The sequence below is a fragment of the uncultured Senegalimassilia sp. genome, assembly GCF_902464545.1.
Classification (GTDB): domain Bacteria; phylum Actinomycetota; class Coriobacteriia; order Coriobacteriales; family Eggerthellaceae; genus Senegalimassilia.
In genome coordinates this window covers 1-22317 of the sequence record NZ_CABQJR010000021.1, presented here as the reverse complement: position 1 = coordinate 22317, position 22317 = coordinate 1, and the positions used below count along the sequence as shown (strand labels likewise).

Sequence of the window (22317 nt, the reverse complement as noted above, 5' to 3'; positions counted from 1 at the left end):
AGGTTTCGAAAGGCAGCATGCAAGCATGACGCAAGAGCAAGAAGCAAAGGGCACGTCCGCGGCGCCGTCTCATCCGGCGGATGCCCAGGGCAAGCCTGCAGTCTCCGGCCCCCAGGGCAAGCCCAAGCAGCACGACAAGGTGACGCGCATGGGTACGGAGTCCATCCCGCGCCTTATCACCGAGTTCGCCATCCCCTCTATCTTGGGCATGCTGGTCAACGGCGCGTACAACGTCATCGATTCCATCTTCCTGGGGCAGGCCATGGGTGAGATCGGCCTGTCCACCGCAACGGTGGCCATGCCCATCATGACGGTGTTCATGGCCATCGCCATGCTGGTGGGTAACGGCGGCAACGCCCTGGCCGCGCTGCGCATGGGCGAGGGCAAGCCCGAGGAGGCCGAGCGCAGCCTGGGCAACACGGTTACGCTTTCCCTTATCGCTTCCGTGGTGGTGGCCATCGTCATGTTCATCCCGGCCTGCATCGACGGACTGCTCAGCGTGTCGGGCGCTACTCCCGAGGACTGGGATTACGCCATGCAGTTCATCCGCATCATCAGCCTGGGCTTCATCTTCCAGTGCATCGGCATGGGCGTGAACAACTTCATCCGTACCGCCGGCGCACCGAACCGGGCGCTGGGCACCATGATCATCGGCGCCGTTGCGTGTACCGTGTTCAATGCCCTGTTCGTGCTGGTCATGGGCATGGGCGTCGTAGGCAGCGCGCTTGCCACCGTGTGCGGCCAGGCCATCTCGTGCGCCACGGTCCTGTGGTACTTCTGCCTGACGAAGGGCGTCCCCATGCGCCTGCGTCTGCATATGATGCCGTTGCACGCCGAGACGGTACGCCTGATCTTGTCGCTGGGCCTGGCAAGCTTCGCCGTCCAGGCGGGCATGGCCGCGGTGAACTTCGTGCTGAACAACCTGTTGAACATGTACGGCGCGCAAAGCCCCATCGGCGCAGAGGGCGCGTTGGCGTCTATCGGCGTGGTGCAGCGCGTGGCCTCGTTCGTGGTGCTGCCGCTCATCGGCATGTCGATCGCCATCCAGCCGCTGCTCGGCTTCAACTACGGCGCACATTTGTTCAAGCGCGTGAAGATGACGCTGGCATGGGGCATCGCGGGCAACACGGTTATCGCCGTGGTGCTGTGGGCGCTCGTGCACCTGTTCCCCACCCAGATCGTCGGCTTCTTCGGCATCACCGACCCGACCCTGCTTTCGTTCACGGTGTTCGCGCTGCAGGTGCAGCTGTTCCTTATCCCGTTCGTGGGCTTCCAGATCGTGGGCTCGAACTACTTCCAGGCAACGGGCCAGCCGGCGAAGTCGGTGTTTCTGTCCCTTACGCGCCAGATCCTGTTCCTGATCCCGCTCTATATCGGCCTGCCCATGGTCATGCCCGTATGGTTCCCGGGCTACACGGGTCTGGATGCGCTGTATTTCGCGTGCCCCGTGGCGGACTTCTTGGCCATCTTCACCACCGGCGTGTTCGTCTTGCTGGAGCTCAAGCGTCTGCGCAAACTGGAGAACGGCCAGCTGCAGGCCAAGTTCTAGCGGTTTGTTTCAGCCTTGCAACGTTTTTGCGCTGCAAGGCTTTTTTACGGCCGAAAGCGGTGAGGGAAATTGTGCGCATGCTACAATTCCGCTGTGGTTTGTAGGAAATAGGGTCGATGCGTTTGGCGCAGCGATCGCCGCGATGGTGTCGCGGATGGGCCTTCTGGATGAACCAGGGGGACAAGGAAGGGGAAGTTGTGGAACAGGTTCAGAAGAAGACGGCCGCCGGGTCGCGCACGCGTTCGATCGCGTTCGTCGCATTGACGGTCGCCATCACGGCGGTGTCGGCGTGGGTGACGGTGCCCCTGGGTCCCGTGCCGTTCACGTTGCAGATCTTCGCCGTGGCGTTCATGGTGCTGGTGCTGCAGCCGAAAGAGGCGATTGCGGCCATCACCGCGTACCTGGTTCTGGGCGCCGTGGGTGTGCCCGTGTTCAGTGGCATGCGCGGTGGTATCGGCGTTCTGGCCGGTGCGACCGGCGGCTTTTTGTGGGGCTACCTGCTGGGCGTGGGCCTGGCCGTGGCCGTGCGCTTCGGCCTGAAGGCCGTGCTGGCTCGCGATGGCCAGGCGAAGGGCGTCCGCGCGTTCGCGATCGATTTCCTGACCGGCTTGGTGTTCCTTGCCGTCGCCTATGTGTGCGGCTGGGCTCAGCTGATGGCCGTGGCTTCTATGACCCCCGCCGCCGCCTTCGCGGCCGGCGTTGCGCCGTTCATCCTGGTCGACCTGGCGAAGCTGGTCGCAGCCGTTATCTGCGCCCGCGCCGTCAACGCTGCCGTGGGACATCGCGCATAAGCGATTCCCGTATAACCCAAGCGTAATGAAGAGGCCCGCTTATGCGGGCCTCTTCGCGTTTCGTCGTAGTTTATGGGCGGTCAGCGCGGAGCTGTTCAATGGGTTTCAGCGGTATACGTGTGGTTACGCCTCGTACAGAACGGCGCCGCTGGTGAAGCCGCCGCCGAAGCCCACGAGCACCACCTTGTCGCCGGGATGGATGTTGCCGCTTTCGTACGCGTCGCACAGCGTCATGGGGATGCACGCCGACGACGAGTTGCCGCGATGCGCGATGGATACCTGGAAGCGTTCGAGCGGCAGGCCCATGCGCTTGGCGGCGTACTTGATGATGCGCAGGTTCGCCTGATGTGGGACGATGAACTGCACGTCGTCGATGGTCAGGTTCGCGCGGCGCAGCACCTCCTCGATGGCGGCGGGCATGACGCTGGTGGCGAACTTGAACACCTTCTGGCCGTTCATGTACAAGGCCTGGCGCGGCGCCCCTGCGGCTACACGTTCCGCGACGTCGAGCTCGGCGTCGATGGGGGCGGTGCCGGGGTCGGCCTGCTGCAACGCATCCGCATCGATGCCCTCGGCCGTGAAGGGCTGGGGCGCGTCGTAGGCGGAAGGGCAGGTGAGGGCGTTGGAATCGTCGTCATCGTTTTTGATGTACCACGACAGGATGCCGGGCTTGCGCTCGTCCCATTCCACCACGGCGGCGCCGGCGCCGTCGCCGAACAGCACGCACGTGTTGCGGTCGTTCCAATCGACGATGCGGGTCAGGCGTTCGCCGCCCACCACGAGCGCGCGTCGGATGGGGTTGCGGCCCGCCGCGCCCGCAGCGCCCGGGGCGCTGGCGGCCATCATGGTCTCGGCGATGGTCAAGCCGTAGATGAAGCCCGAGCATGCGGCGTTCATGTCGAATGCCGCGGCGTTGACCAGGCCCAAGCGTCGGCGCAGCATGGCGGCGCAGGTGGGGACCACCTCGTCGGGCGTGATGGTGGAGTAGATGATGAGGTCGATGTCCTCGGGAGCGATCTTGCGCTCGGAATAGCCGCCGTCTGCCCAGCCGAGCGCCTGGCGCGCAGCGCCTTCGGCCAGATCGACGTTGCCCTCGCTGACGCACACGCGGCGCGAGAGGATGCCCGTGCGCGTGGAAATCCATTCGTCGCTGGTGTCGACCAGCTTGGTCAGCTCTTCATTGGGCACGTCAAGTGCCGGCAGCTGCTTGCCGCAGCCGATGATGGTGCAACCCATGATGCTCCTTCGATGTGCGGGGCGATGCGCCCCGGAGATGATGCGTGTCGATTACGCTCGAGTATAGCATCGCGCGTTGCGGCCCCTGCGAATCCCCACGTCATGACCCCTGCCCGCACCGGAATCGATGCGCGGGTGAAGTAAACGCTTGGCGTCTGCGCAGCAACCATCAGCCCGGTTGCGCCAGCCTCCCCCTTAGGCGTTCTTCGTTTTCCCGTGGGGCTTCTTCACCGAGATGTCGGCGGGGATGGAGGGGATGGCGATCATGAAGCACGCTCCGCCCTCGGGGAGATTGACGGCCTCGACGGTGCCGTCGTGCGCCTCGGCGATGGATTTCACGATGGCAAGGCCCAAGCCCGTGCCGCCTGTGCCGCGCGTGCGGCTTGCGTCGGTGCGGTAGAAGCGGTCGAAGAGCAGCTTGGGGTCCACGTCGCCGAAGCCGCAGCCGTCGTCTTTCACGGCGATGATGGAGTTGCCGTTCATGCCGAATAGCTCAACGTTGATGTGGCCACCGGGCTTGATGAAGCGGCTGGCGTTCTCGACCAGGTTGGTGACGGCCTGGCGCAAGCTGTCGGGGTTGCCCAGCACGTCGGGAGCCTCGCCCGAGACGCTCGTGTTCGCCTGGCGGTCGTGCAGGATGGGGGACAGCGCGTCGACCACGCTGTTCGCCAGATCGTGCAGGTTCACGCGCTGCATGGTCTCGGGGATGGGGGAGCTTTCTATGCGCTGCAGGGTCAGAAGGTCGTGCGTCAAGCGGCTGAGGCGCTCGCTTTCGTTCACGATGATGCCGCAGAACTTCTCATGCAGCGAGGGCGGCAGATCGGGGTCGGCGAGCATCTCGGCGTTGCCGCGGATGGCCGTCAGCGGCGTGCGCAGCTCATGCGCGACGTCGCTGATGAACTCGTTCTGGCGGCGCTCTTTGATGGCGAGGTCGTGCTGCTGCTGGGTGGTGGTTTGCACGAGGCGCTTGAAGTCGCTGGTCAGCAGATCTGCCTCGTACATGCGGCCGTCGGGCTCGAACGTGACGGGCGCGCCGCTGCGGAACGCTGCCATCTTCTTCGCCAGGTCGCTAAGCGGCTCGGATAGGAAATGGCCGATAAGCAGGCTGATGCAGAAGATGATTATGCTGATGGGGATGAGCACCAGCAGGACCGCTATGGAAGCGTCGTACACGAGCATGCATACGACGGCCGTGACCACCGCAGCGAGCAGGCTGAGCAACGTGGCCAAGAGCGCGAAATATGTCTGCAGCCGTTTTATAGCTTGAACCTATATCCGTAACCTCGAACCGTTTCCACAAGGCCGGGATCGTAACCGGCTTGCTCGATCTTATCACGCAGGCGCTTGATGTGGGTGTCGACGGTCTTGGTTTCCGTGAGGTATTCCCAGCCCCAGGCATCGCGTAGCAGCTCCTCGCGTGAGACCACCTTGCCGGCGTTCTTCATGAGGCATGCCATCAGCTCGAACTCGCGGGGCGTCAGATCGATGTCGCCGGCCGGGCCGGTGGCGGTGTGCGCGTCCTCGTCGAGCGTGATGCCGCTGGCGGTGATGGCGTGGCTGTTCGGCGTGAGCTCGTTGCCCTGGCTGCGGCGCAGCAGCGCGCGGACGCGGGCGATGAGCTCGCGCACGCCGAAGGGCTTGGCCAGGTAATCATCGCCGCCGATCTCGAGCCCGACCACCTTGTCCAGCTCGGTGTCGCGCGCCGAGAGGAACAGCACGGGCGCCGACGTCTTGGTGCGCAGGCGGCGGCACAGCTCATAGCCGTCCATGCCGGGCAGCATGATATCCAGGACGAACAGGTCGTAGTCGTTTTCCTGGGCCATTGCCAGCGCGTCCTCGCCGTTGTCCACGACGTCGGGCTGGAAGCCCTCTTTCTTCAGGGCGTATCCGACGAACTCCGTGATGGAGGGCTCGTCGTCCACGACCAGGATGCGTGAAGGCGTTTCGTTCATGATGGGCCTCTTCTTTCCATTGCGAAAGCTGCTTGCGCGGCGTGCCGGGCCGCGCCGTTGTCGGGCGCCGGGCGCCGCAAGGAAGCAGCTGTTCCACGTTCTTGCGACAACTATACGCGTATCGGCCCGGCAGGTGGGCTTCCCGTCAAAAACACGTTACCTCCCCGGGGCAAAACCGCCCGGCATTTCCCCAATCCGCCCGTTCGGACACTTGGGGACGGAGGCTTATCTGCCAGGTTCCGCTCCGCCCTGCGCTAGGGTCCACCCCGCCCCGTGCCGGTGCGTCTCCACCCGAACCCCGCGCGAACCGTCAGGCGCGGACGCTTGGCGGGCGTATTCGGGCGCTTCCCGTATGCTTGCCGGTCGTCTGGCGGCCTGCTGCTATACTGATGCGCGGAAAAATCGGCCCCATCGCGATTGGCCGCGACGGGGGACATGAGAACGAGGGGAGCGGCGCCATGCTGCTGGCAATAGACGTGGGAAACACCCAGACCGTTTTGGGCGTGTACGAGAACAAGAAGCTGCGCTTCCGCTGGCGCGTGGCCACCAACAAGCTGCACACGTGCGACGAGCTGCGCGTGAAGCTCATCCCGCTGCTCAGCTCCGAGGGCGTCTCGTTCGACGATATCAGCGGCGTGGCGCTGGCGTCGGTGGTCCCGGCGCTCACCGAGGCGTGGTGCCAGGCGACCAAGCAGATGATCGGCGTGCGCGCGGTGGTGTGCACCGCCGAGAACGCCGCCGGGCTGTTCGACGCCGGCGACTACCCCAACCCGCGCGAGATCGGCGCCGACCGCATCGCCGACTGCGTGGCAGCGCGTATGCTGTACGGCTCGCCCGTGGTGGTGGTCGATTTCGGCACCGCCACTAATATGGAAGTGATCGACGGCAACGGCACGTTCGCCGGCGGCGTCATCGCGCCGGGCGTGGACACCAGCGCCCGCGCGCTGTTCAGCCACGCCACCAAGCTGGGCGCCATCGAGTTGGTCAACCCGCATACCTCCATCGGCCGCAACACCGCCCAGGCCATGCAGGTGGGCATCGTCTACGGCGAGGCGGATCGCGTGGACGGCCTGGTCAACCGCATCTTCGAGCAGCTCGGCTACAAGGCGGCCGTCGTGGCCACCGGCGGCCTGGCGCGCCGCGTGGCGCCGCTTTCGCGCACCATCACGCACGTGAACCAGGACCTGACCCTCGAGGGCCTTCGCCTGGTGTACGACAACTTCATGGACAACGACGTCACCGGCCTGTACGGCCGCCCCGACGAGGTATTGGAGTAGGGGAGCTCGCGCTCGGCGGCACGGCTCCGTCCGTCGTCGCGGCGCGCCCTCGCGTCCGGCGCCCCTGGCTTCGCCTTTAGCGCCTTGGGAAGCCGCCGGCAAGGCGGTTCCGTCGCCCGCTTCTCCACAATTGCAACAAATTTGGCCGCATTTTCGCCGTTGCCTTGAAATCTAGGTTTCTTAACAGGCGCCTGTCCCATGGCCGACACGGTGCGCCGCTACAATGACACCTACGTTCATGCGCCTCGCCAAAGGACGGGGCGCGTCCGCATCCAGACGAGAGAGAGGCCCCGACGTGTTGACCGACATCGAAATCGCCCAGGCAGCGACTCCGCAACCCATCAGCGCCATCGCGCAGAAGGCGGGTGTGCCCGAGCAGTACCTGGAGCAGTACGGAACCACGAAGGCTAAGGTGGACTACAACCTGCTGCGCGATGAGCAGCACACGCCGGGCAAACTGGTGCTCGTGACGGCCATCAACCCCACGCCGGCCGGCGAGGGCAAGACCACCACCACGGTGGGCCTGGCCGACGCGCTGCAGAAGCGCGGCAAGAACCCCGTCGTTGCGCTGCGCGAGCCCAGCCTGGGTCCCGTGTTCGGCATCAAGGGCGGTGCCGCGGGCGGCGGATACGCCCAGGTCATCCCCATGGAGGACATCAACCTGCACTTCACCGGCGACTTCCATGCCATCGGTGCGGCCAACAACCTGCTCGCCGCGCTGCTCGACGCCCACATCCACAACGGCAACGAGCTGGGCATCGATGTCCGTAAGATCACGTGGAAGCGCGTGGTGGACATGAACGACCGTCAGCTGCGCAACATCGTGTGCGGCCTGGGCGGCAGGGCCAACGGCGTGCCGCGCGAGGACGGCTTCGACATCACCGTGGCCAGCGAGATCATGGCCATCTTCTGCCTGGCCACCAGCATCACCGACCTGAAGGAGCGCCTCGGCCGCATCGTGGTCGGCTACACCTTCGACGACCAGCCCGTCACCGCGCACGACCTGCACGCCGAGGGCGCCATGGCCGCGCTGCTCAAGGACGCGCTCAAGCCCAACCTCGTGCAGACGCTCGAGGGCACGCCGGCGTTCGTGCACGGCGGCCCCTTCGCCAACATCGCTCACGGCTGCAACTCCATCATGGCCACGCAGATGGCCCGCGCGCTGGGCGACTACGCCATCACCGAGGCCGGCTTCGGCGCCGACCTGGGTGCGGAGAAGTTCCTGGACATCAAGTGCCGCCTGACCGGTCTGAAGCCCGACGCCGTCGTCGTGGTGGCAACGGTCCGCGCGCTCAAGAACCACGGCGGTGTGGCCAAGGACGCGCTTAACGATGAGAACCTGCAGGCGCTCGAGGCTGGCCTGCCCAACCTGCTGCAACACGTGGAGAACATCACGAACGTGTACAACCTGCCGTGCGTGGTTGCCATCAACCGCTTCCCCACCGACACCGAGGCCGAGCTGAAGCTCGTCGAGGACAAGTGCCGCGAGCTGGGCGTGAACGTGGCCCTGTCCGAGGTGTGGGCCAAGGGCGGCGAGGGCGGCCTGGCGCTGGCCGACGAGGTCGTGCGCCTGTGCGAGAACGGCGACGAGGCCGGCCGCAGCGCCGACACGTTCCAGTTCTCCTACGGCGACGACCTGAGCCTGCGCGAGAAGATCGAGGCCGTCGCGAAGAACGTCTACCGTGCCGACGGCGTCGACTTCGAGGCCAAGGCGGCCAAGGAGCTGGCGAAGCTGGAGAAGCTCGGCTTCGGCGACATGCCCGTGTGCATGGCCAAGACCCAGTACAGCTTCAGCGACGACCAGACGAAGCTGGGCGCTCCCCGCGGCTTCCGCATCACCGTGCGCGACGCCAAGGTCAGCGCCGGCGCCGGCTTCGTGGTGGCGCTCACCGGCAACATCATGACCATGCCGGGCCTGGGGAAGAACCCCGCGGCCTTCAAGATCGACGTCGACGAGACCGGTAAGATCACGGGGCTGTTCTAGTCCCGGACGCTGAGCGACTGGGTGGTGTCCAGTCGCTCAGACAGTCCTGCTTTGGCAAAAGCCCCACTGGGGCTTTTGCGTCGTGCGGAACTTGCTTTGCGGACACCACCCAGCCACTCAGCTGGGTAAACTGCTCGTAGGGTTGCCGGCTCCCAGCGTCGAGCTTGCAGACCGCTTGTGCGGTTAGCGATGGAAAGGAAGCGTATGGATACTTCGTTCGTCGAGGAGCTTGCCTCGGCGGCCCCCACGCCGGGCGGCGGCGGGGCCTCGGCGTATTGCGGCGCGCTGGCCTGCGCGCTGGCGTCCATGGTGGGCAACCTGACCGTGGGTAAGAAGACGTATGCCCAGGTCGAGCCCGAAGTGTACATGCGCTTGGAGAAACTGGCGGACCTGCGCGGGCGTCTGCTTTCCCTGGTGGGCGCCGACGCCGAGGCGTTCGGCCCGCTGGCGGCGGCGTATCGCATGCCCAAGGACACCCCCGAGCAGCTTGCGGCCAAGCAGGCGGCCATCCAGGATGCCCTCATCGGCGCCACCGAGGTGCCATTGGGCATCATGCGCACGGCGGCGGCGTGCGTGGAGCACGCCGATTTCCTGGCGCGCAACGGTAGCCGCATGGCGCGCAGCGATGCGGGCGTTTCCGTGACGTTCGCCCGGGCGGCCGTGGACGGCGCCAGCTTGAACGTGTACATTAACGCGGCGTCCATCGACGACGCTGAACGCGCCGCACGCTACCGCGACGAGGCGGATCGGCTCGTCGCGCAGACGCGAGAGCACTGCGACGAGGTGTTCGCGTTCGTGAAGGATGCGATCTCGTAAACGGCCTGCAGGCCGATAGATGAAGGTGGAGAAAACGTGGCAGAGTTGTTGAAGGGCAAGCCGGTCGTCGACCGCATGGCCGAGGATATGCGGGGGCGCATCGCCGCGCTCGAGGAGCAGGGCGTGAAACCCACGCTGGCGCTGGTGCGCCTGGGACAGCGTCCCGACGACCTCTCATACGAGCGCACGGCGGTCAAACGCGCCGCTGGCCTGGGCATCCACACCAAGCCCTACGTGCTCGACGAGTTCGCGCCCGAAGCCGCGCTCAAGGCAACGCTGCAGTCCATCAACTACGACAAGACGGTGCACGGCTGCCTGATGTTCCGCCCGCTGCCCACGTTCATGGACGAGAAGGCCATGTGCAACACGCTGACTGCGGAGAAGGACATCGACGGCATCTCGCTGGCGTCGCTTGCGGCGGTGTTCACCGATGCGCCGGACGGCTTCCCTCCTTGCACCGCGGCGGCGTGCGTCGCCATCTTGGAGCACTACAAGGTGCCCATCGCCGGCAAGCACGTGGTGGTCATCGGCCGCAGCCTGGTAGTGGGCAAGCCCGTTTCCATGATGCTGCTGCGCCGCAACGCCAGCGTCACCATCTGCCATAGCCGTACCGAGAACCTGCAGGAGATCAGCCGCTCGGCCGATATCGTCATCTGCGCCACGGGCCGCGCCCGCGCGTACGGCCGCGAGTACTTTCGCCCGGGTCAGACGGTGCTCGATGTGGGCATCAACTTCGACGTGCACGGCAAGTTGTGCGGCGACGTTGACTTCGACGAGGTGGAGCCCATCGTGGACGCCATCACCCCGGTGCCCGGCGGTGTTGGCACCGTCACCACCAGCATGACCATGCAGCACACCGTGGCCGCCGCCGAGGCCCAACTGAAGGAACGCCTGAAAGGCTAGCCGAACGCCCGCCCTTGTGAAGCCGTTTTCCCCTGCTTATCCGCCGTTTTCGTGGGTGGGGTGCATGTTTGCGCGCATTGGCGTATGATGTGCTGCATTATGGCTAACGGACTGACATACGCACGTAAAACCGCGTCCACGGAGGCGACGAAGCAGCTGGCCGAAACGCTGGCTCCGTACCTGCATCCGGGCGACGTGGTGGTGCTTTCGGGCGATTTGGGCGCCGGCAAAACCCAATTTGTGCAAGGCGTGGCCGCGGGCCTGGGCATTTCCGCCCAGGTCACCAGCCCCACGTTCAACATCCTGCTGGAGTACCACCAGGGGCGCATCCCGCTGTACCACTTCGACCTGTATCGCCTGGACGAGCAGGACGAGCTGGAGGACACGGGCTATTACGACACCATCGACGCCGATGGCGTGTCGTTCATCGAGTGGGGCGAGAAGTTCCCCGGCGCGCTGCCGTACGGCTACCTGGAGATCCGCATCCTGGTGACCGAGGACGGCGGCCGTCGCGTGCTTGCGCACGCGTTGGGAAACCGCGCCCGCCAGCTGCTCACCGTGTGGGCCAACGACTCGAAGGCGCGTCTGTCGAAGACCACGGCCAGCGCCGGCGGCTTCATCGTGCCAGGGGGCGCCCCCATGAACACGGGCTCCATCCCTCCGGTCAAGGTCGCGGAGGCCAAACCCGCCGATTCGCCTGCGGAAACGCTTTAAACGCCCGCTGTCGCGCCCGATGCGGCCCGGATGGGCGCCGCGCGGCAAGCGGTGCCTCGCAGCGAAACCGGCCATGTAGGAACCATATTCGAAAGCAAGGGGAGCACTGTGCCTGAAACCGCATATGCGTTGGCGTTCGATACGGCGAACGAGGTGATTTCCATCGGGCTGGGCCGTTTGAACGCCGCGGCATGCGCGGTGGAGCCGGTGGCTGCGGTGGAGGTGGCGGCGCACCGCGCGTCGAACACGCAGCTGCTCGTGCGGGTGGACGCCCTGCTGCGCGAAGCCGGCGTGGGGCGCGGCCAGCTGGCGTGCGTGTGCGTCGGCCGCGGCCCGGGATCGTTCACGGGCGTGCGCATCGCCATGGCCACTGCCAAGGGCGCGGCGCAGGCGCTCGGCGCCGCGCTGGTGGGCGTGTCGTCGCTCGACGTGGTGGCCTGGCATGCGTGGGCCTCGGGCGTGCGCGGTCGGCTGGCCGTGGTCGCCGACGCCATGCGCAAGGAGGTTTACCCGGTCCGTTACGCGCTCGATGAAGCGGGCGTGCATCGCCTTGAGGCCGACCGCGTGGTGAAAGCACAGGTGGCAGCCCAAGAATTGGTCGACGAAGCATCTTCCGGCGCTGCGGCGGACACGTTGCAGCTGACGGGCGATGGGCTTGCGAAGTACGCGGAGCTGTTCGCTCCCGCGGGCACGCTGCTGCCCGAGGAGCTGTGGGCGCCCACGGGTCGCGGGCTTCTGCTGGCGCTGCAGGACGCATGGCGCACGGCCGCGGCCGACCCGCTGGACGCGCAGCGTCACAACCCGGCGTTCTTGCTGCCGGTGTACACGCGCCTGTCCGATGCCGAGGAGAACGAGCGCATCCGTCTGGCGAAGAACGACCCGAAAAACCTTGCCACGGGCGTGCAGGACGCTGCGCCTCGCCGCGATCAGCGCGCCACCATGCACGATACGGCGGTGCTCAACGCGCGCCCCGACGAGCACGGTATCACGTACAAGCCGCTCGACGCCGCGCACGCTGAGGACGTTGCCGCCATGGAATCCAAGGTCATGGGCTCGGACGCCTGGAACGCCGCGCTGGTGGCCGATGAGCTTCCGCGCGCCGACCGCACCTGGTGGGCGGCCTATGCAAGCGGGGAAGGGCCCGATGCCGGCTCCGATGGCGCCTCTTCCGCACGCGGGAACGTGCTGGTCGGCTATGCCGGCGGCATGGTGATCGACGGGCAGGTGCAAATCCTCAAGATCGGCACCGATCCGGCGTGGCGCCGCCGCGGCATCGCGCGTCAGCTCATCTCGCGCGTGGCCTCCGACGCCCGCGACCTGGGCGCCACCACGTGCTCGCTCGAGGTGCGTGCTTCCAACGTCGGCGCGCAGGCGTTCTATGAATCGCTCGGCATGCATTCCATCGGCAAGCGCCCGCACTACTATTCCGACCGTGAAGACGCCGTCATCATGGAGGGCCCGCTGCAGGGCGTCATCGGCTCCTCGGCCGTCGGCGGCGCCGCCGACGCGAAGGCGCTGCGCGCCGTCACCGAGGATGCCGGCATTCAGGAATCCTCGGTCGACGTCGCCGGCATGACGCTGCGCGTGGACGAGGCGCATGATGCGCAGAAGGCAGCCCAGCCCGCCGCGCAACTCGAGCGCCCGCTCATCCTGGCCATCGAAAGCTCCTGCGACGAGACGGCCGCGGCCATCGTCGACGGCAAGGGCAACCTGCTCTCCGACGTGGTGGCAAGCCAGATCGACTTCCATTCCCGCTTCGGCGGCGTGGTCCCCGAGATCGCCAGCCGCAAACACATCGAGGCCATTTGCGGCGTGTGCGACGAATGTCTGGACGTTGCGGCGCAGCGCTTGGGTATGGAGCGTCTGACCTGGGCAGACCTTGACGGCGTGGGTGTCACGTACGCGCCGGGCCTGGTGGGCGCGCTGGTGGTGGGCGTGGCGTTCGCCAAGGGCGCGGCCTGGGCCGCCGACAAGCCGCTGGTTGGCGTGAACCACCTTGAGGGTCATATGTACGCAAATAAGATCGGCGCGCCCGATTTCGCCCCTCCAGCGGTGGTTTCCCTGGTCAGCGGCGGAAACACCATGCTCGTGCATATGCGCGGCTGGGGCGATTACCGCGTGCTGGGCGCCACCATCGACGACGCGGTGGGCGAGGCGTTCGACAAGGTTGCCAAGGCGCTCGGCCTGGGTTACCCGGGCGGCCCCGTGGTGTCGGCGCAGGGCGCCAAGGGCAATCCGAAGGCCATCGAGTTTCCCCGCGCCATGATGCATTCGGGCGACATGCGCTTCAGCCTTTCGGGTCTGAAGACCGCCGTGGTCACCTACATCAACAACGAGCGCGCCGCGGGCAGCGAGCTCAACGTGCCGGACATCTGCGCCAGCTTCGAGGCCGCCGTGGTGGACGTGCAGGTGAAGAAGGCCGAGATGGCGCTGCGCGAAACGGGTGCCCTCACGTTCTGCCTGGGCGGCGGCGTGGCCGCGAACCCTGTGTTGCGCGCGGCGTACGAGAAACTGTGCAAGAAGATGCATGTGCGCCTGGTCATGCCTCCGCTTTCCGCTTGCGGCGACAATGCCGGCATGATCGCGCTGGTAGCGCTCGACCGCTTCCGTCAGGGGAAGTTCTACGGCCTTGAAACCGATGCGCAGGCGCACGCGGACCTAGAGCAGGAGTACTAGCAGCTCGCGCTCCGAGGCTTTGCGAACACGGCTCTCGTCGGCGTTTTGCCTGATGGGCGTGACTTTGCCGCTTGCGCCTTGCGCGGGTTGCGCGGCCGCGCCCCTTTGTCGGTCGGCGACCGCTGCCGCTGTCGCCGCAGCTTGCGTGTTCGCTTCATGCCGAACGCGCGTCGCGGCTGCGCGAACGGCTATACTGGAATGTCGAACGAACGGCCCGCTCAGGGCCAGCTTGATGAACGCGCCCGGGTTCGCCGGGCGCGCACGATACGCAAGGAGCAGCACCGCATGGCCATCGACACCGCCACCGGCAAGGAAGCGCCGGCCGAGATCTCGTCCGAACGCGTGAAGGACATCTTCTCCACTATCGCGAAGAAGTACGAGCGCTTCAACGCCATCTCTAGCTTCGGCGCATACAAGATGTGGCTGGCGGGTATGATGAAACAGGCTCCCATCAGCGCAAATGATGACGTTCTGGACATTGCGGGCGGAACGGGCGACGTCAGCTTCACCGTGGCGCGCGCCAAGCACCCGCGCCATATCCAGTGCACCGACCTGGTCAACGAGATGCTTGACGTGGCCCGTGCGCACTACGCCGACGGTGCGGCCGACGGCGTGCCGGTGGATTTCGAGGTGGTGGACGCGCAGGAAATCCCGTACGCCGATGCCAGCTACGACGCCATCACCATGGCCTACGGCATCCGCAACATGCCCGACCGCCCGCGCGCGCTGTCGGAGATGTATCGCGTGCTCAAGCCCGGCGGCAGCCTGGTGTGCCTTGAGTTCAGCACCCCGCCCAATGCTGTTTGGCGCGCGCTGTACAACTTCTACCTGAAGCACCTCATCCCGTTCTGGGGTGGCCTGATCACGGGCGACCGCGACGGTTTCGTGTACCTTTCGAAGTCCATCAAGGCGTTCCCCAACCAGCAGGGCCTGGCCCGCATGATGGAGGACGCCGGCTTCACGGACGTCACCTGGAAGAACTACACCGGCGGCATCGCCGCGGTTCACGTGGCGAAAAAGCCCGAGTAGCGCCAATCACGGAAGATTCCGACTGCAACGATCGAAAGCCCGCCACCGGCGGGCTTTTGTGTTTCCGATCTCGGTTTCAGTCAACTTTAAGGGTGCCTTCGTAGTATCTAGCCTCGAAATGTTCCCCGAGCGTGGGCCGCTGGGCCCTTGGGAGGAAACGATGGCTTCATTCACCGACACCTTTGAACGCAAAGAGGTCAAATACCGCTTAAACGCGAAGCAGCATCGCGAAGTGCTCGACGCGCTGGCCGGGCGCATGGCCGCCGACGAGTATGGCCGCACGCGCATCACCAGCCTGTACTTCGACACGCCGACGCGCGACCTGATCGCGCGCAGTTTGGAAAAGCCCCTGTACAAGGAGAAGCTGCGCCTGCGTTGGTACGGCACGCCGACTTCGGGCGAGCGCGTGTACGTGGAGATCAAGAAGAAATACGACGGCATCGTGTACAAGCGCCGCGTGGGATGTTCGCTGACGGCGGCGTACGCGTACCTGATGGGGCGCGTGCCCTACGAGAACGCCTGCGTGCAAAACCCGCTGTCCGACCAGGTGCAACAGGACGAGGCGCTCACGCTGCACAGCATTCAGATCGCTCGCGAGATCGATGCGTTCACGGAGCGTTATCGCAACCTGCGGCCTTCCATGTACATCGTGTGCGAGCGCACGGCGTACGCCCCGATCCTGGGCGCCGATGCCGATGGGCTGCGCATCACGTTCGATTCGGGCGTCGCGTATCGCGATGTGCTGGCGGGCGAACGCGAGGCGGGCAGCACCTTCCATCCGCTTCTGGGTTTGGGCGAGACGATTATGGAGGTGAAGACCGCCGGCGCTTATCCGTCCTGGCTGGTCGAGGTGCTCGGCGGGTGCCAGGCGTATCCATCGTCGTTCAGCAAGTACGGCGCCGCCTATCAGGAGTGCGAGCGTGCTGCCGGCGCTGTGCGGGCTTCGAGTCGTGGGGCTTCACAGGCGGAAGGCGTTGCCGGGCACGAGCCGCTGCCGGCGGTTTCCCCGGCTCGGGCGGGGCACGCGATGCGAGGGGAGGTGGCGTCGCCTGTCGTGCCGCCTGCGGCTTCGGCATCGAAGGCGTGCGGCGCAGCGTGTTCTTCGCAGCGCGCGTCTGCACAGGCGGCTTCGCCTGTTGCGTCGCCTGCGGCCTCGGCGTCGAAAGTGCGTGGCGTGGCGCCTTCCGCGCGGCGCGCATTCGCGCAAGCCTCCTCGCAGGAAACGGCCGTCATCGACCGGCTCTCCCCGTCGTGCGATTCGCGTGCTCGCCGCGTTTCCGCTCCTGCGCCCGGCTCGCGCGTCCGTCGCGCCGCTTTCCCGTCCCTGACCTCCCGAAAGGATGATCGTTGTGCTTGATTCCGCCCTCTCCTCGGTTTTCGGAACGACTGATTCCCTGGTGGCAAGCGTGTCCACCGTGCAGTTCCTGATGTGCTGTGCCGCATCCATCGTGCTCGGCGCGGCCGTGGCCTGCATCTACATGTTCCGTCACAAGTACTCGAAGAACTTCGTGGTCACCTTGGCGCTGCTGCCGCTGATCGTGCAGATGGTGATCACCCTGGTCAACGGCAACCTTGGCGCGGGCATCGCCGTCATGGGCGTGTTCAATCTGGTGCGCTTCCGCAGCATCCCGGGCAGCGCGAAGGACATCGGCAGCGTGTTTTTCGCCATGGCCATCGGCTTGGCCACCGGCATGGGATTCATCGCGCTGGCCGTGTTGTTCACGTTCATCGTGGGCGTGGTGAATGTGGTGTACGTGCTGTCGCCGTTCGGGCGGCCGCAGCAGCCGGAGAAGGTGCTCCGCGTGACGGTGCCCGAGGACCTGGAGTTCGACGGTATGTTTGACGCCGTGCTGGCGCGCTACACCGCCGAGCATGAGCTGACCGAGGTTTCCACCACGAACATGGGCAGTTTGTACCAGCTTGAGTATCAGGTGCGCCTGGCGCAGCCCGGGATCGAGAAACGCCTGATGGACGAGGTGCGCTGCTTGAACGGGAACCTGAAAGTCAGCTTGAGCAACGCGCAGGTCTCCAGGGAGGTGCTCTAAATGGGTTGGTTTGCGAACCGACGCGCCCGAGCGGCGCGCGAAGCCGGGGCCGAAGGTTCCGGGGCGTTTTGCGGAGCTGCTGGCGAAGAGGAGGGGCGGGGTCCCGACGCCGTCGCGTCCGTTGCGGGCGGTTCCTCGGCGACGGAGCGCACCGACGTGCGCGGGCTGACGCGCCTGGCGTGCGGTGCGGTTGCCCTGCTGGCTTTGAGCGGCGTGCTTGCGATGGAGGGCTGCGCGGCGGTTTCGACGGATGCGGAAAACTCGGCCGCATCCGAGCAGGCCGCTGCGGCAAGCGCTTCCGACACGGAGTACGCATCGTTCGAGGAAGTTGCGGCTGCGTTTGATGAAAGCGCCCTTGACCTGGACTATTCCAAGCGCGACCTTGATGCTTCCTATGACGCGCCGTCGGCGACCGTCATCACGCTGTCGGGCGATTCGGCCAGCGTGCAGGGGGCGGGCGCCCAGGTGTCCGCCGACGGCGTGGTCATCTCGTCGGCGGGCACGTACGTGGTGTCGGGCGAGCTGACCGACAGCCAGCTGCTGGTCGATGCCGGCGACGACGATAAGGTGCAGCTGGTGCTGGCTGGCGCGACCATCCACAACGAGGACGGCCCGGCGATTTATGTGCGTAACGCGGACAAGTGCTTCGTCACCTTGGACGCGGGGACGGAGAACAGCCTGTCCGATGGATCGTTGTATGTGCTGGAAGATGATTCCGATGAGCCATACGCCACGCTGTTCAGCCGCTGCGACCTGACATTGAACGGGTCCGGGACGCTGAACGTGACGAGCGCGTACCGTCACGCTGTGTGCTCGAAGGACGACTTGGTCGTTGTATCTGGAACGTACAACGTCAGCGCTGTGGAAGATGGCCTGCGCGGCCGCGATTGCGTGAAGATCCGCGACGGCGTCTTCGCTATCGAGGCGGGCGGCGACGGTATCAAGTCGAACAAGGACGACGATCCTGCGAAGGGCTTCGTGAGCATCGACGGCGGCACGTTCGATATTCAGGCCGGTGACGATGCGGCGCAGGGTAAGACGCTCGTTCGCCTTGCGGGCGGCTCGCTGACGGTGGCGGCCAACGATGACGCGTTCCATTCCGATTTGGAGATGCACCTGCTGGGTTCTGTGATCGAGGTGAGCGCGGGCGATGACGCGTTCCATGCGGAGACGAAGCTGACCGTGGATGACGGAACCATGAACGTGACTAGCTGCAACGAGGGCTACGAAGCGGAGAAGGTCTACGTCAACGGCGGCGATACGCATATCGTGGCAAGCGATGACGGCGTGAACGCCAGTGCTGCCGACCTGTCCGATGATGCCGATGCCGATACGGTCAGCAGCACGTTGCCCAACGGCGGCACGCCCGGCGCGCCCGGCCAGGGCGGCGGGGTCGCGGCTCCGAATGCCGGTGGTCAGGCGCCCGCGGGCATGCAGCAGGGCGGTCAGGCCGCCGATGCCGCTGGCGCCCAGCAGGGCGGGCAAGCTCCCGATTCCGCCGTCCAGCAGGATGGGCAAGCCCCGGGCGCTGCAGGTGCCCAGCAGGGCGGAACCGCGTCCGGGCTGCCGGCGGGTGGTAACGTTGCCGGCGCAGGTAATGCGGGTGGAGCGGCTGGCGGTGCCGCCGATCCCGCGGCAGGCGGCGGCATGGGCCAGGCGGATAGCAACTGCCTTATCCAAATCAACGGCGGCTACTTGGTGGTGGATTCCGTCGGCGATGCCATCGACAGTAACGGCAACGTCGAGGTGACGGGCGGTGTGCTGCTGGTTTCCGGGCCCACCAGCGACGGCGACGGCGCGTTCGACTACGACGGCAGCGCGACCGTCAGCGGCGGCACCGTGCTCATGGTCGGCTCCACGGGTATGGCGCAAAACTTCACCAGCGGCACGCAGGCCTTCGCCATGACCTCGGCAAGCGGCGAGGCCGGCCAGAGCGTCTGCGTGGTCGACGGCAGTGGCAACGTGGTGGCGTCGTTCACGGCGACCAAGCGCTTCGGCATGGTGCTGGCGTCCAGTCCGGCTTTTGCGGAAGGCGGCGAATATACCCTGTTCATCGGCGGTGAGGTGGCGAATGCCAACGCCGACGGCTACACGGATTCCGGCACGGTGAGCGGTGGCGGCGAAACCGCGATCACGGCCAGCTGCACGGCATCTGCGGGCGTTGGCGGCATGGGTGGAGCCGGCGGTATGGGCACGGGCACGGCCGCGGCTGGCGGCAGGTAAGCCCGCGTCCCTAAGTGTCCGGCCGTTTGCGGCGAGGTTTGCGGAGTTCTCAAGCACTCCACCATGATGGAGTACAATGAAGGCAAAGGACCCGGTGAATCGGAAAGGCGATGCCGAATGAGCGAGCTGAGAACCCCCGAGGTGGAGGATCTGCTGACCGTTTTCTCAAAAATCCAGGACAAGGACGACATCTTCCTGCTGCTTGAAGATCTGTTCACCATCCGCGAGATCCGCGAAACCTCGCAGCGCCTGGCGGTTGCTCGTCAGCTCGATGCCGGCAATTCGTATGCTTCCATCGAGAAGGCCACGGGGGCGTCGGCAACAACCATCGCCCGCGTGTCGAAGTGCCTGAGTTACGGCGCCGGCGGCTACACCATGGCGCTCAACATCTTGGACGACGTCCGCAAAGGGAAGTGAGCCCCGAGCGGCAGGGCGGAACCGGAGCTTCCCGGCATGCCCCGCGTGGTGCTCTCTGCGCGGCAGGGTGGGGAATCGGCGCCCGCCGCGGTGTCCCTTGCGGCGCATCTGTCGCTAACGTATCTATGCGGTCGCGTCGAACCCGCCGTCCTCCTTCGAGGGCGGCGGGTTTTTGTGTTCTCGCGCGATTTCGCACCTCGCTTCGCCGTTCGCATTCTCCGCTTTGTCGCCTTTCGCTTCGTTCCCTTCCTTTCTTCGACGCTTCGCGCCTCTTCATCACTTGCGCCCCCGCTTCGCCGCCTGCCAGACCCCTGACATTGGGCGAACGCGCCGTTTGGATGCGCGAACCGCAGCTGATGCGGAACTTATGTGGGGGCGCTCCCGCGCAGTATCATCCTTGAGCGAGGATAAACTAGCATGGAGAAGCCGTGGCGTTGCGAATAAAAAGTTTACCATGTATTACAATGCCCGATGGCAAATTGCAATCAACGTGCCCGCAAGGGTGTTTCAGAGGTGTCACATGGTTCGTCCCCGCCCGCAAATCGATCGTCGCCTGTTCGTCTCGGCAGCTGCGCTGTTCGGCGCATCCACGGTGCTCGGCACCGTTCCCGCTTGGGCCGACGGTGAGGACGATAAAGAAAAGGACTCCGACGACAAGAAGGAGAACGACGAGCCCGATGCCGAGGAGAAGCTGGCGCAAGCCGATGCTGTGTATCAGCGCGTGGCGTCGCTGCAAAACGAGCTGGCAGAGGCGGCGCAGGCTTACTACCAGGCGCTTGACGAGCACGAGGCCGCGGTGAGCGCCGTCGACGACGCTCAGCGTCGCATCGACGAGGCCTCCACGCAGATCGACGCGCTGCAGGATCGCCTGGCCAAACGCGCCGTGGGCATGTACAAGGCCGGCAAGTTCACCGTCGTCGATTTGCTCATGGGCTCGGCGTCGTTCAAGGAGCTCGCCACGGGCCTGGACATGTACGATGCGCTCAACGAGAACGACGAGCGGATGATCGAGGAGACCAAGGCCCTGCGCGACCAGGTGGCCGCCGACAAGGAGCAGCTCGAGCTGCAGGAGCAGGCGGCGAAGGAGGCGGCGGAGGAGGCCGAGCGCGTCAAGAACGAGGCGCAGGAGAAGGTGGCCGCCATGCAGGCCATCCTGCAGCAGCTCGACGAAGAGGCGAAGGCAGCGCTGGAATCCATGCGGGATCGCGACCGCGCCGAGACGGCACAGGCATCGTCTGCGCAGGTCAGGCGCGCATATGCGTACAACATCCCGTCGGTGCCCATCCCTGCCAACGGCTCGGTGGTGGATTATGCGCTCTCTCGCATCGGCTGCCCGTATGTGTGGGGCGCCGAGGGCCCCGAGACCTTCGACTGCTCGGGGTTGGTGCGCTGGGCGTATCTGCAGGTGGGTATTTCGCTGCCGCATCAGACGGAGTCGCTGTACTATGCGGCCGCGGCGCAGCTGCCCGTGGAGGACGCGCAGCCTGGCGACGTGCTGTGGATCAGCTATGGTGACGGCTACAATGGCCACGTGGCCATCGCCTGCAACGAGGGCGGCACGCATTACGTGCACGCCCCCACGTTCGGCGCCTTCGTGCGCGACACCGACCCGCTGTCCTGGGCAGGCTTCACCCACGCGCTGCGCTTCGCGTAAAGCGCGAGCTATTTCTCGTTTCGCGCGAAAATCTCCAGCACCAGCTGCAGACGAGTGCCCAGTGGCAAGGGGTTCTGCTTCAGGAACCGCGGCACCTCGCGAAGCGGCAGCGTGAACACCTCGATAAGCTCGCCATACTCGGGATGGGCCGCTTCGTCCTTCTCCACCTGGGCGAACACCGTCTGCACACTCTCGTCGCTCATGCCGGTGGACGAGTGGCCGGCCTGCGGTAGCAGTTCCACGGCGCCTTCCGGAAGGCCGGTGCGCAGGCCATAGCCTGTTTCCTCGCGCAGCTCGCGGTCCACGGCCACGGTTAGGTCCTCGCCGGGCTCCACCAGGCCCGCGGGCAGGCCGACCACCCAGCTGTTCAGCGGATAGCGGAACTCGCGGATGAGCACCAGGTTGCCGTCGCGCGTGATGGGCACGATGGACACGGCGTCGGCCGTGCGCTTGCCGCTGGTGCCGGCCGCCTCTTCGGCTGCGGCAACGGCTGCGGCGCCGAAATCGTCGGCGCCTTCGTCGATGGCCGCGATGGCCGTGTTGCTGCGTTCCTCAAGGCGCGCCAGCTCGGCGCGATACGCCTCCAGGCCCTTGCGCGAGGCCGCTTCATATATATAGTCGCTGCCGTCGGGCAGCACGTACGTGAGAATGTACTTCTTGATCCAGCCGTCTGACACTTGCTCGATATGTTTCAGCTGCGGGGTTTCGCGCATGATAGGTTCCTTCCTGACGATTAACGACATGGTAGCGCAAGCGCGGCGACCTCGCGCGGCGCGCGCGGCAGGGTGGGGAAGCGCAGGGCGCGCCAAGCGGCGGGTTCGATCGCGGCGAGCCGATTTGCGCCCGCCCGTTTCCCCGCCTAAACGTAGGACCGCCGCGGTGGGAGGCCGCGGCGGTCCTCTGCGATGCGGGGAGGGAGACCCCGCGATGGGCTTCGCCGCCCCGGGATGGGAGACGAGGCGGCGAAGCGGCGCCGATGAGAAGGCGGCGCCATGGGAATCGGCGGGGGGCGGGGGGGGAAACCCCGCCCCCCGCCCCCGGCGGGGGGGGG

Annotated in this window: 18 protein-coding genes; 14 read left to right on the top strand and 4 right to left on the bottom strand. The window is 66.0% G+C overall.

Annotated features, from left to right (window positions below):
* Positions 1–25: 25 nt before the first annotated feature.
* Positions 26–1549: an MATE family efflux transporter gene (locus RDW26_RS06815; RefSeq protein ID WP_307983012.1), complete on the top strand. Its 1524-nt coding sequence runs from the start codon at positions 26–28 to the stop codon at positions 1547–1549.
* A 197-nt stretch (positions 1550–1746) separates the two neighbouring features.
* Positions 1747–2340: a biotin transporter BioY gene (locus tag RDW26_RS06810; RefSeq protein WP_307983011.1), complete on the top strand. Its 594-nt coding sequence runs from the start codon at positions 1747–1749 to the stop codon at positions 2338–2340.
* A gap of 123 nt (positions 2341–2463) precedes the next feature.
* On the opposite strand, the gene RDW26_RS06805 is transcribed toward RDW26_RS06810, so the two are convergent.
* From RDW26_RS06805 to RDW26_RS06795, 3 genes are all read right to left on the bottom strand, one after another.
* A complete protein-coding gene (locus RDW26_RS06805) occupies positions 2464–3576 on the bottom strand; it encodes a beta-ketoacyl-ACP synthase III (RefSeq protein WP_307983010.1) in 1113 nt (370 codons plus the stop codon).
* A gap of 195 nt (positions 3577–3771) precedes the next feature.
* On the bottom strand, positions 3772–4806 hold the full coding sequence (locus RDW26_RS06800; protein WP_298629126.1) for a cell wall metabolism sensor histidine kinase WalK: 1035 nt from the start codon (positions 4804–4806) through the stop codon (positions 3772–3774).
* A gap of 26 nt (positions 4807–4832) precedes the next feature.
* Positions 4833–5528 (bottom strand): response regulator transcription factor, encoded by a 696-nt coding sequence (locus RDW26_RS06795; RefSeq protein ID WP_042433509.1) that lies wholly within the window; start codon positions 5526–5528, stop codon positions 4833–4835.
* A 458-nt stretch (positions 5529–5986) separates the two neighbouring features.
* Here RDW26_RS06795 and RDW26_RS06790 point away from each other — a divergent pair, with 458 nt between their 5' ends.
* The 12 genes from RDW26_RS06790 (at position 5987) to RDW26_RS06735 (ending at position 21266) form a co-directional block, all read left to right on the top strand.
* On the top strand, positions 5987–6805 hold the full coding sequence (locus RDW26_RS06790) for a type III pantothenate kinase (protein WP_307983009.1): 819 nt from the start codon (positions 5987–5989) through the stop codon (positions 6803–6805).
* A 295-nt stretch (positions 6806–7100) separates the two neighbouring features.
* The gene (locus RDW26_RS06785) at positions 7101–8789 is read left to right on the top strand and encodes a formate--tetrahydrofolate ligase (protein ID WP_307983008.1); all 1689 of its coding nucleotides are present in this window, start codon (positions 7101–7103) and stop codon (positions 8787–8789) included.
* A 204-nt stretch (positions 8790–8993) separates the two neighbouring features.
* Positions 8994–9605, top strand: a complete 612-nt coding sequence (locus RDW26_RS06780; protein ID WP_307983007.1) for a cyclodeaminase/cyclohydrolase family protein — start codon at positions 8994–8996, stop codon at positions 9603–9605.
* 36 nt (positions 9606–9641) lie between these two features.
* Complete coding sequence (locus RDW26_RS06775) at positions 9642–10508, top strand: bifunctional 5,10-methylenetetrahydrofolate dehydrogenase/5,10-methenyltetrahydrofolate cyclohydrolase (protein ID WP_307983006.1); 867 nt, start codon at positions 9642–9644, stop codon at positions 10506–10508.
* 99 nt (positions 10509–10607) lie between these two features.
* The gene (gene tsaE / locus RDW26_RS06770; RefSeq protein WP_118351058.1) at positions 10608–11222 is read left to right on the top strand and encodes a tRNA (adenosine(37)-N6)-threonylcarbamoyltransferase complex ATPase subunit type 1 TsaE; all 615 of its coding nucleotides are present in this window, start codon (positions 10608–10610) and stop codon (positions 11220–11222) included.
* A gap of 108 nt (positions 11223–11330) precedes the next feature.
* Positions 11331–13898, top strand: coding sequence for a tRNA (adenosine(37)-N6)-threonylcarbamoyltransferase complex transferase subunit TsaD (gene tsaD, locus RDW26_RS06765; protein WP_307983005.1), 2568 nt, complete (start codon positions 11331–11333; stop codon positions 13896–13898).
* 285 nt (positions 13899–14183) lie between these two features.
* Complete coding sequence (locus RDW26_RS06760; RefSeq protein WP_114620114.1) at positions 14184–14927, top strand: class I SAM-dependent methyltransferase; 744 nt, start codon at positions 14184–14186, stop codon at positions 14925–14927.
* Between the two features lie 160 nt (positions 14928–15087).
* Positions 15088–16284: a polyphosphate polymerase domain-containing protein gene (locus tag RDW26_RS06755; protein ID WP_307983004.1), complete on the top strand. Its 1197-nt coding sequence runs from the start codon at positions 15088–15090 to the stop codon at positions 16282–16284.
* Entirely contained in the window at positions 16277–16972 is a 696-nt protein-coding gene (locus RDW26_RS06750) for a DUF4956 domain-containing protein (RefSeq protein WP_307983003.1), read from the top strand. The genes RDW26_RS06755 and RDW26_RS06750 overlap by 8 nt, the downstream gene beginning before the upstream one ends.
* Positions 16973–19195 carry a carbohydrate-binding domain-containing protein gene (locus tag RDW26_RS06745; protein ID WP_307983002.1) on the top strand — a complete coding sequence of 741 codons (2223 nt, stop codon included), beginning with the start codon at positions 16973–16975 and terminating at the stop codon, positions 19193–19195. It begins immediately after the preceding gene.
* 117 nt (positions 19196–19312) lie between these two features.
* Positions 19313–19612, top strand: coding sequence for a YerC/YecD family TrpR-related protein (locus tag RDW26_RS06740; RefSeq protein WP_294417795.1), 300 nt, complete (start codon positions 19313–19315; stop codon positions 19610–19612).
* 520 nt (positions 19613–20132) lie between these two features.
* Complete coding sequence (locus RDW26_RS06735; RefSeq protein ID WP_307983001.1) at positions 20133–21266, top strand: NlpC/P60 family protein; 1134 nt, start codon at positions 20133–20135, stop codon at positions 21264–21266.
* A gap of 8 nt (positions 21267–21274) precedes the next feature.
* Here RDW26_RS06735 and RDW26_RS06730 read toward each other — a convergent pair whose 3' ends face one another.
* Complete coding sequence (locus RDW26_RS06730) at positions 21275–21979, bottom strand: NUDIX hydrolase (protein WP_307983000.1); 705 nt, start codon at positions 21977–21979, stop codon at positions 21275–21277.
* Positions 21980–22317: the final 338 nt, after the last annotated feature.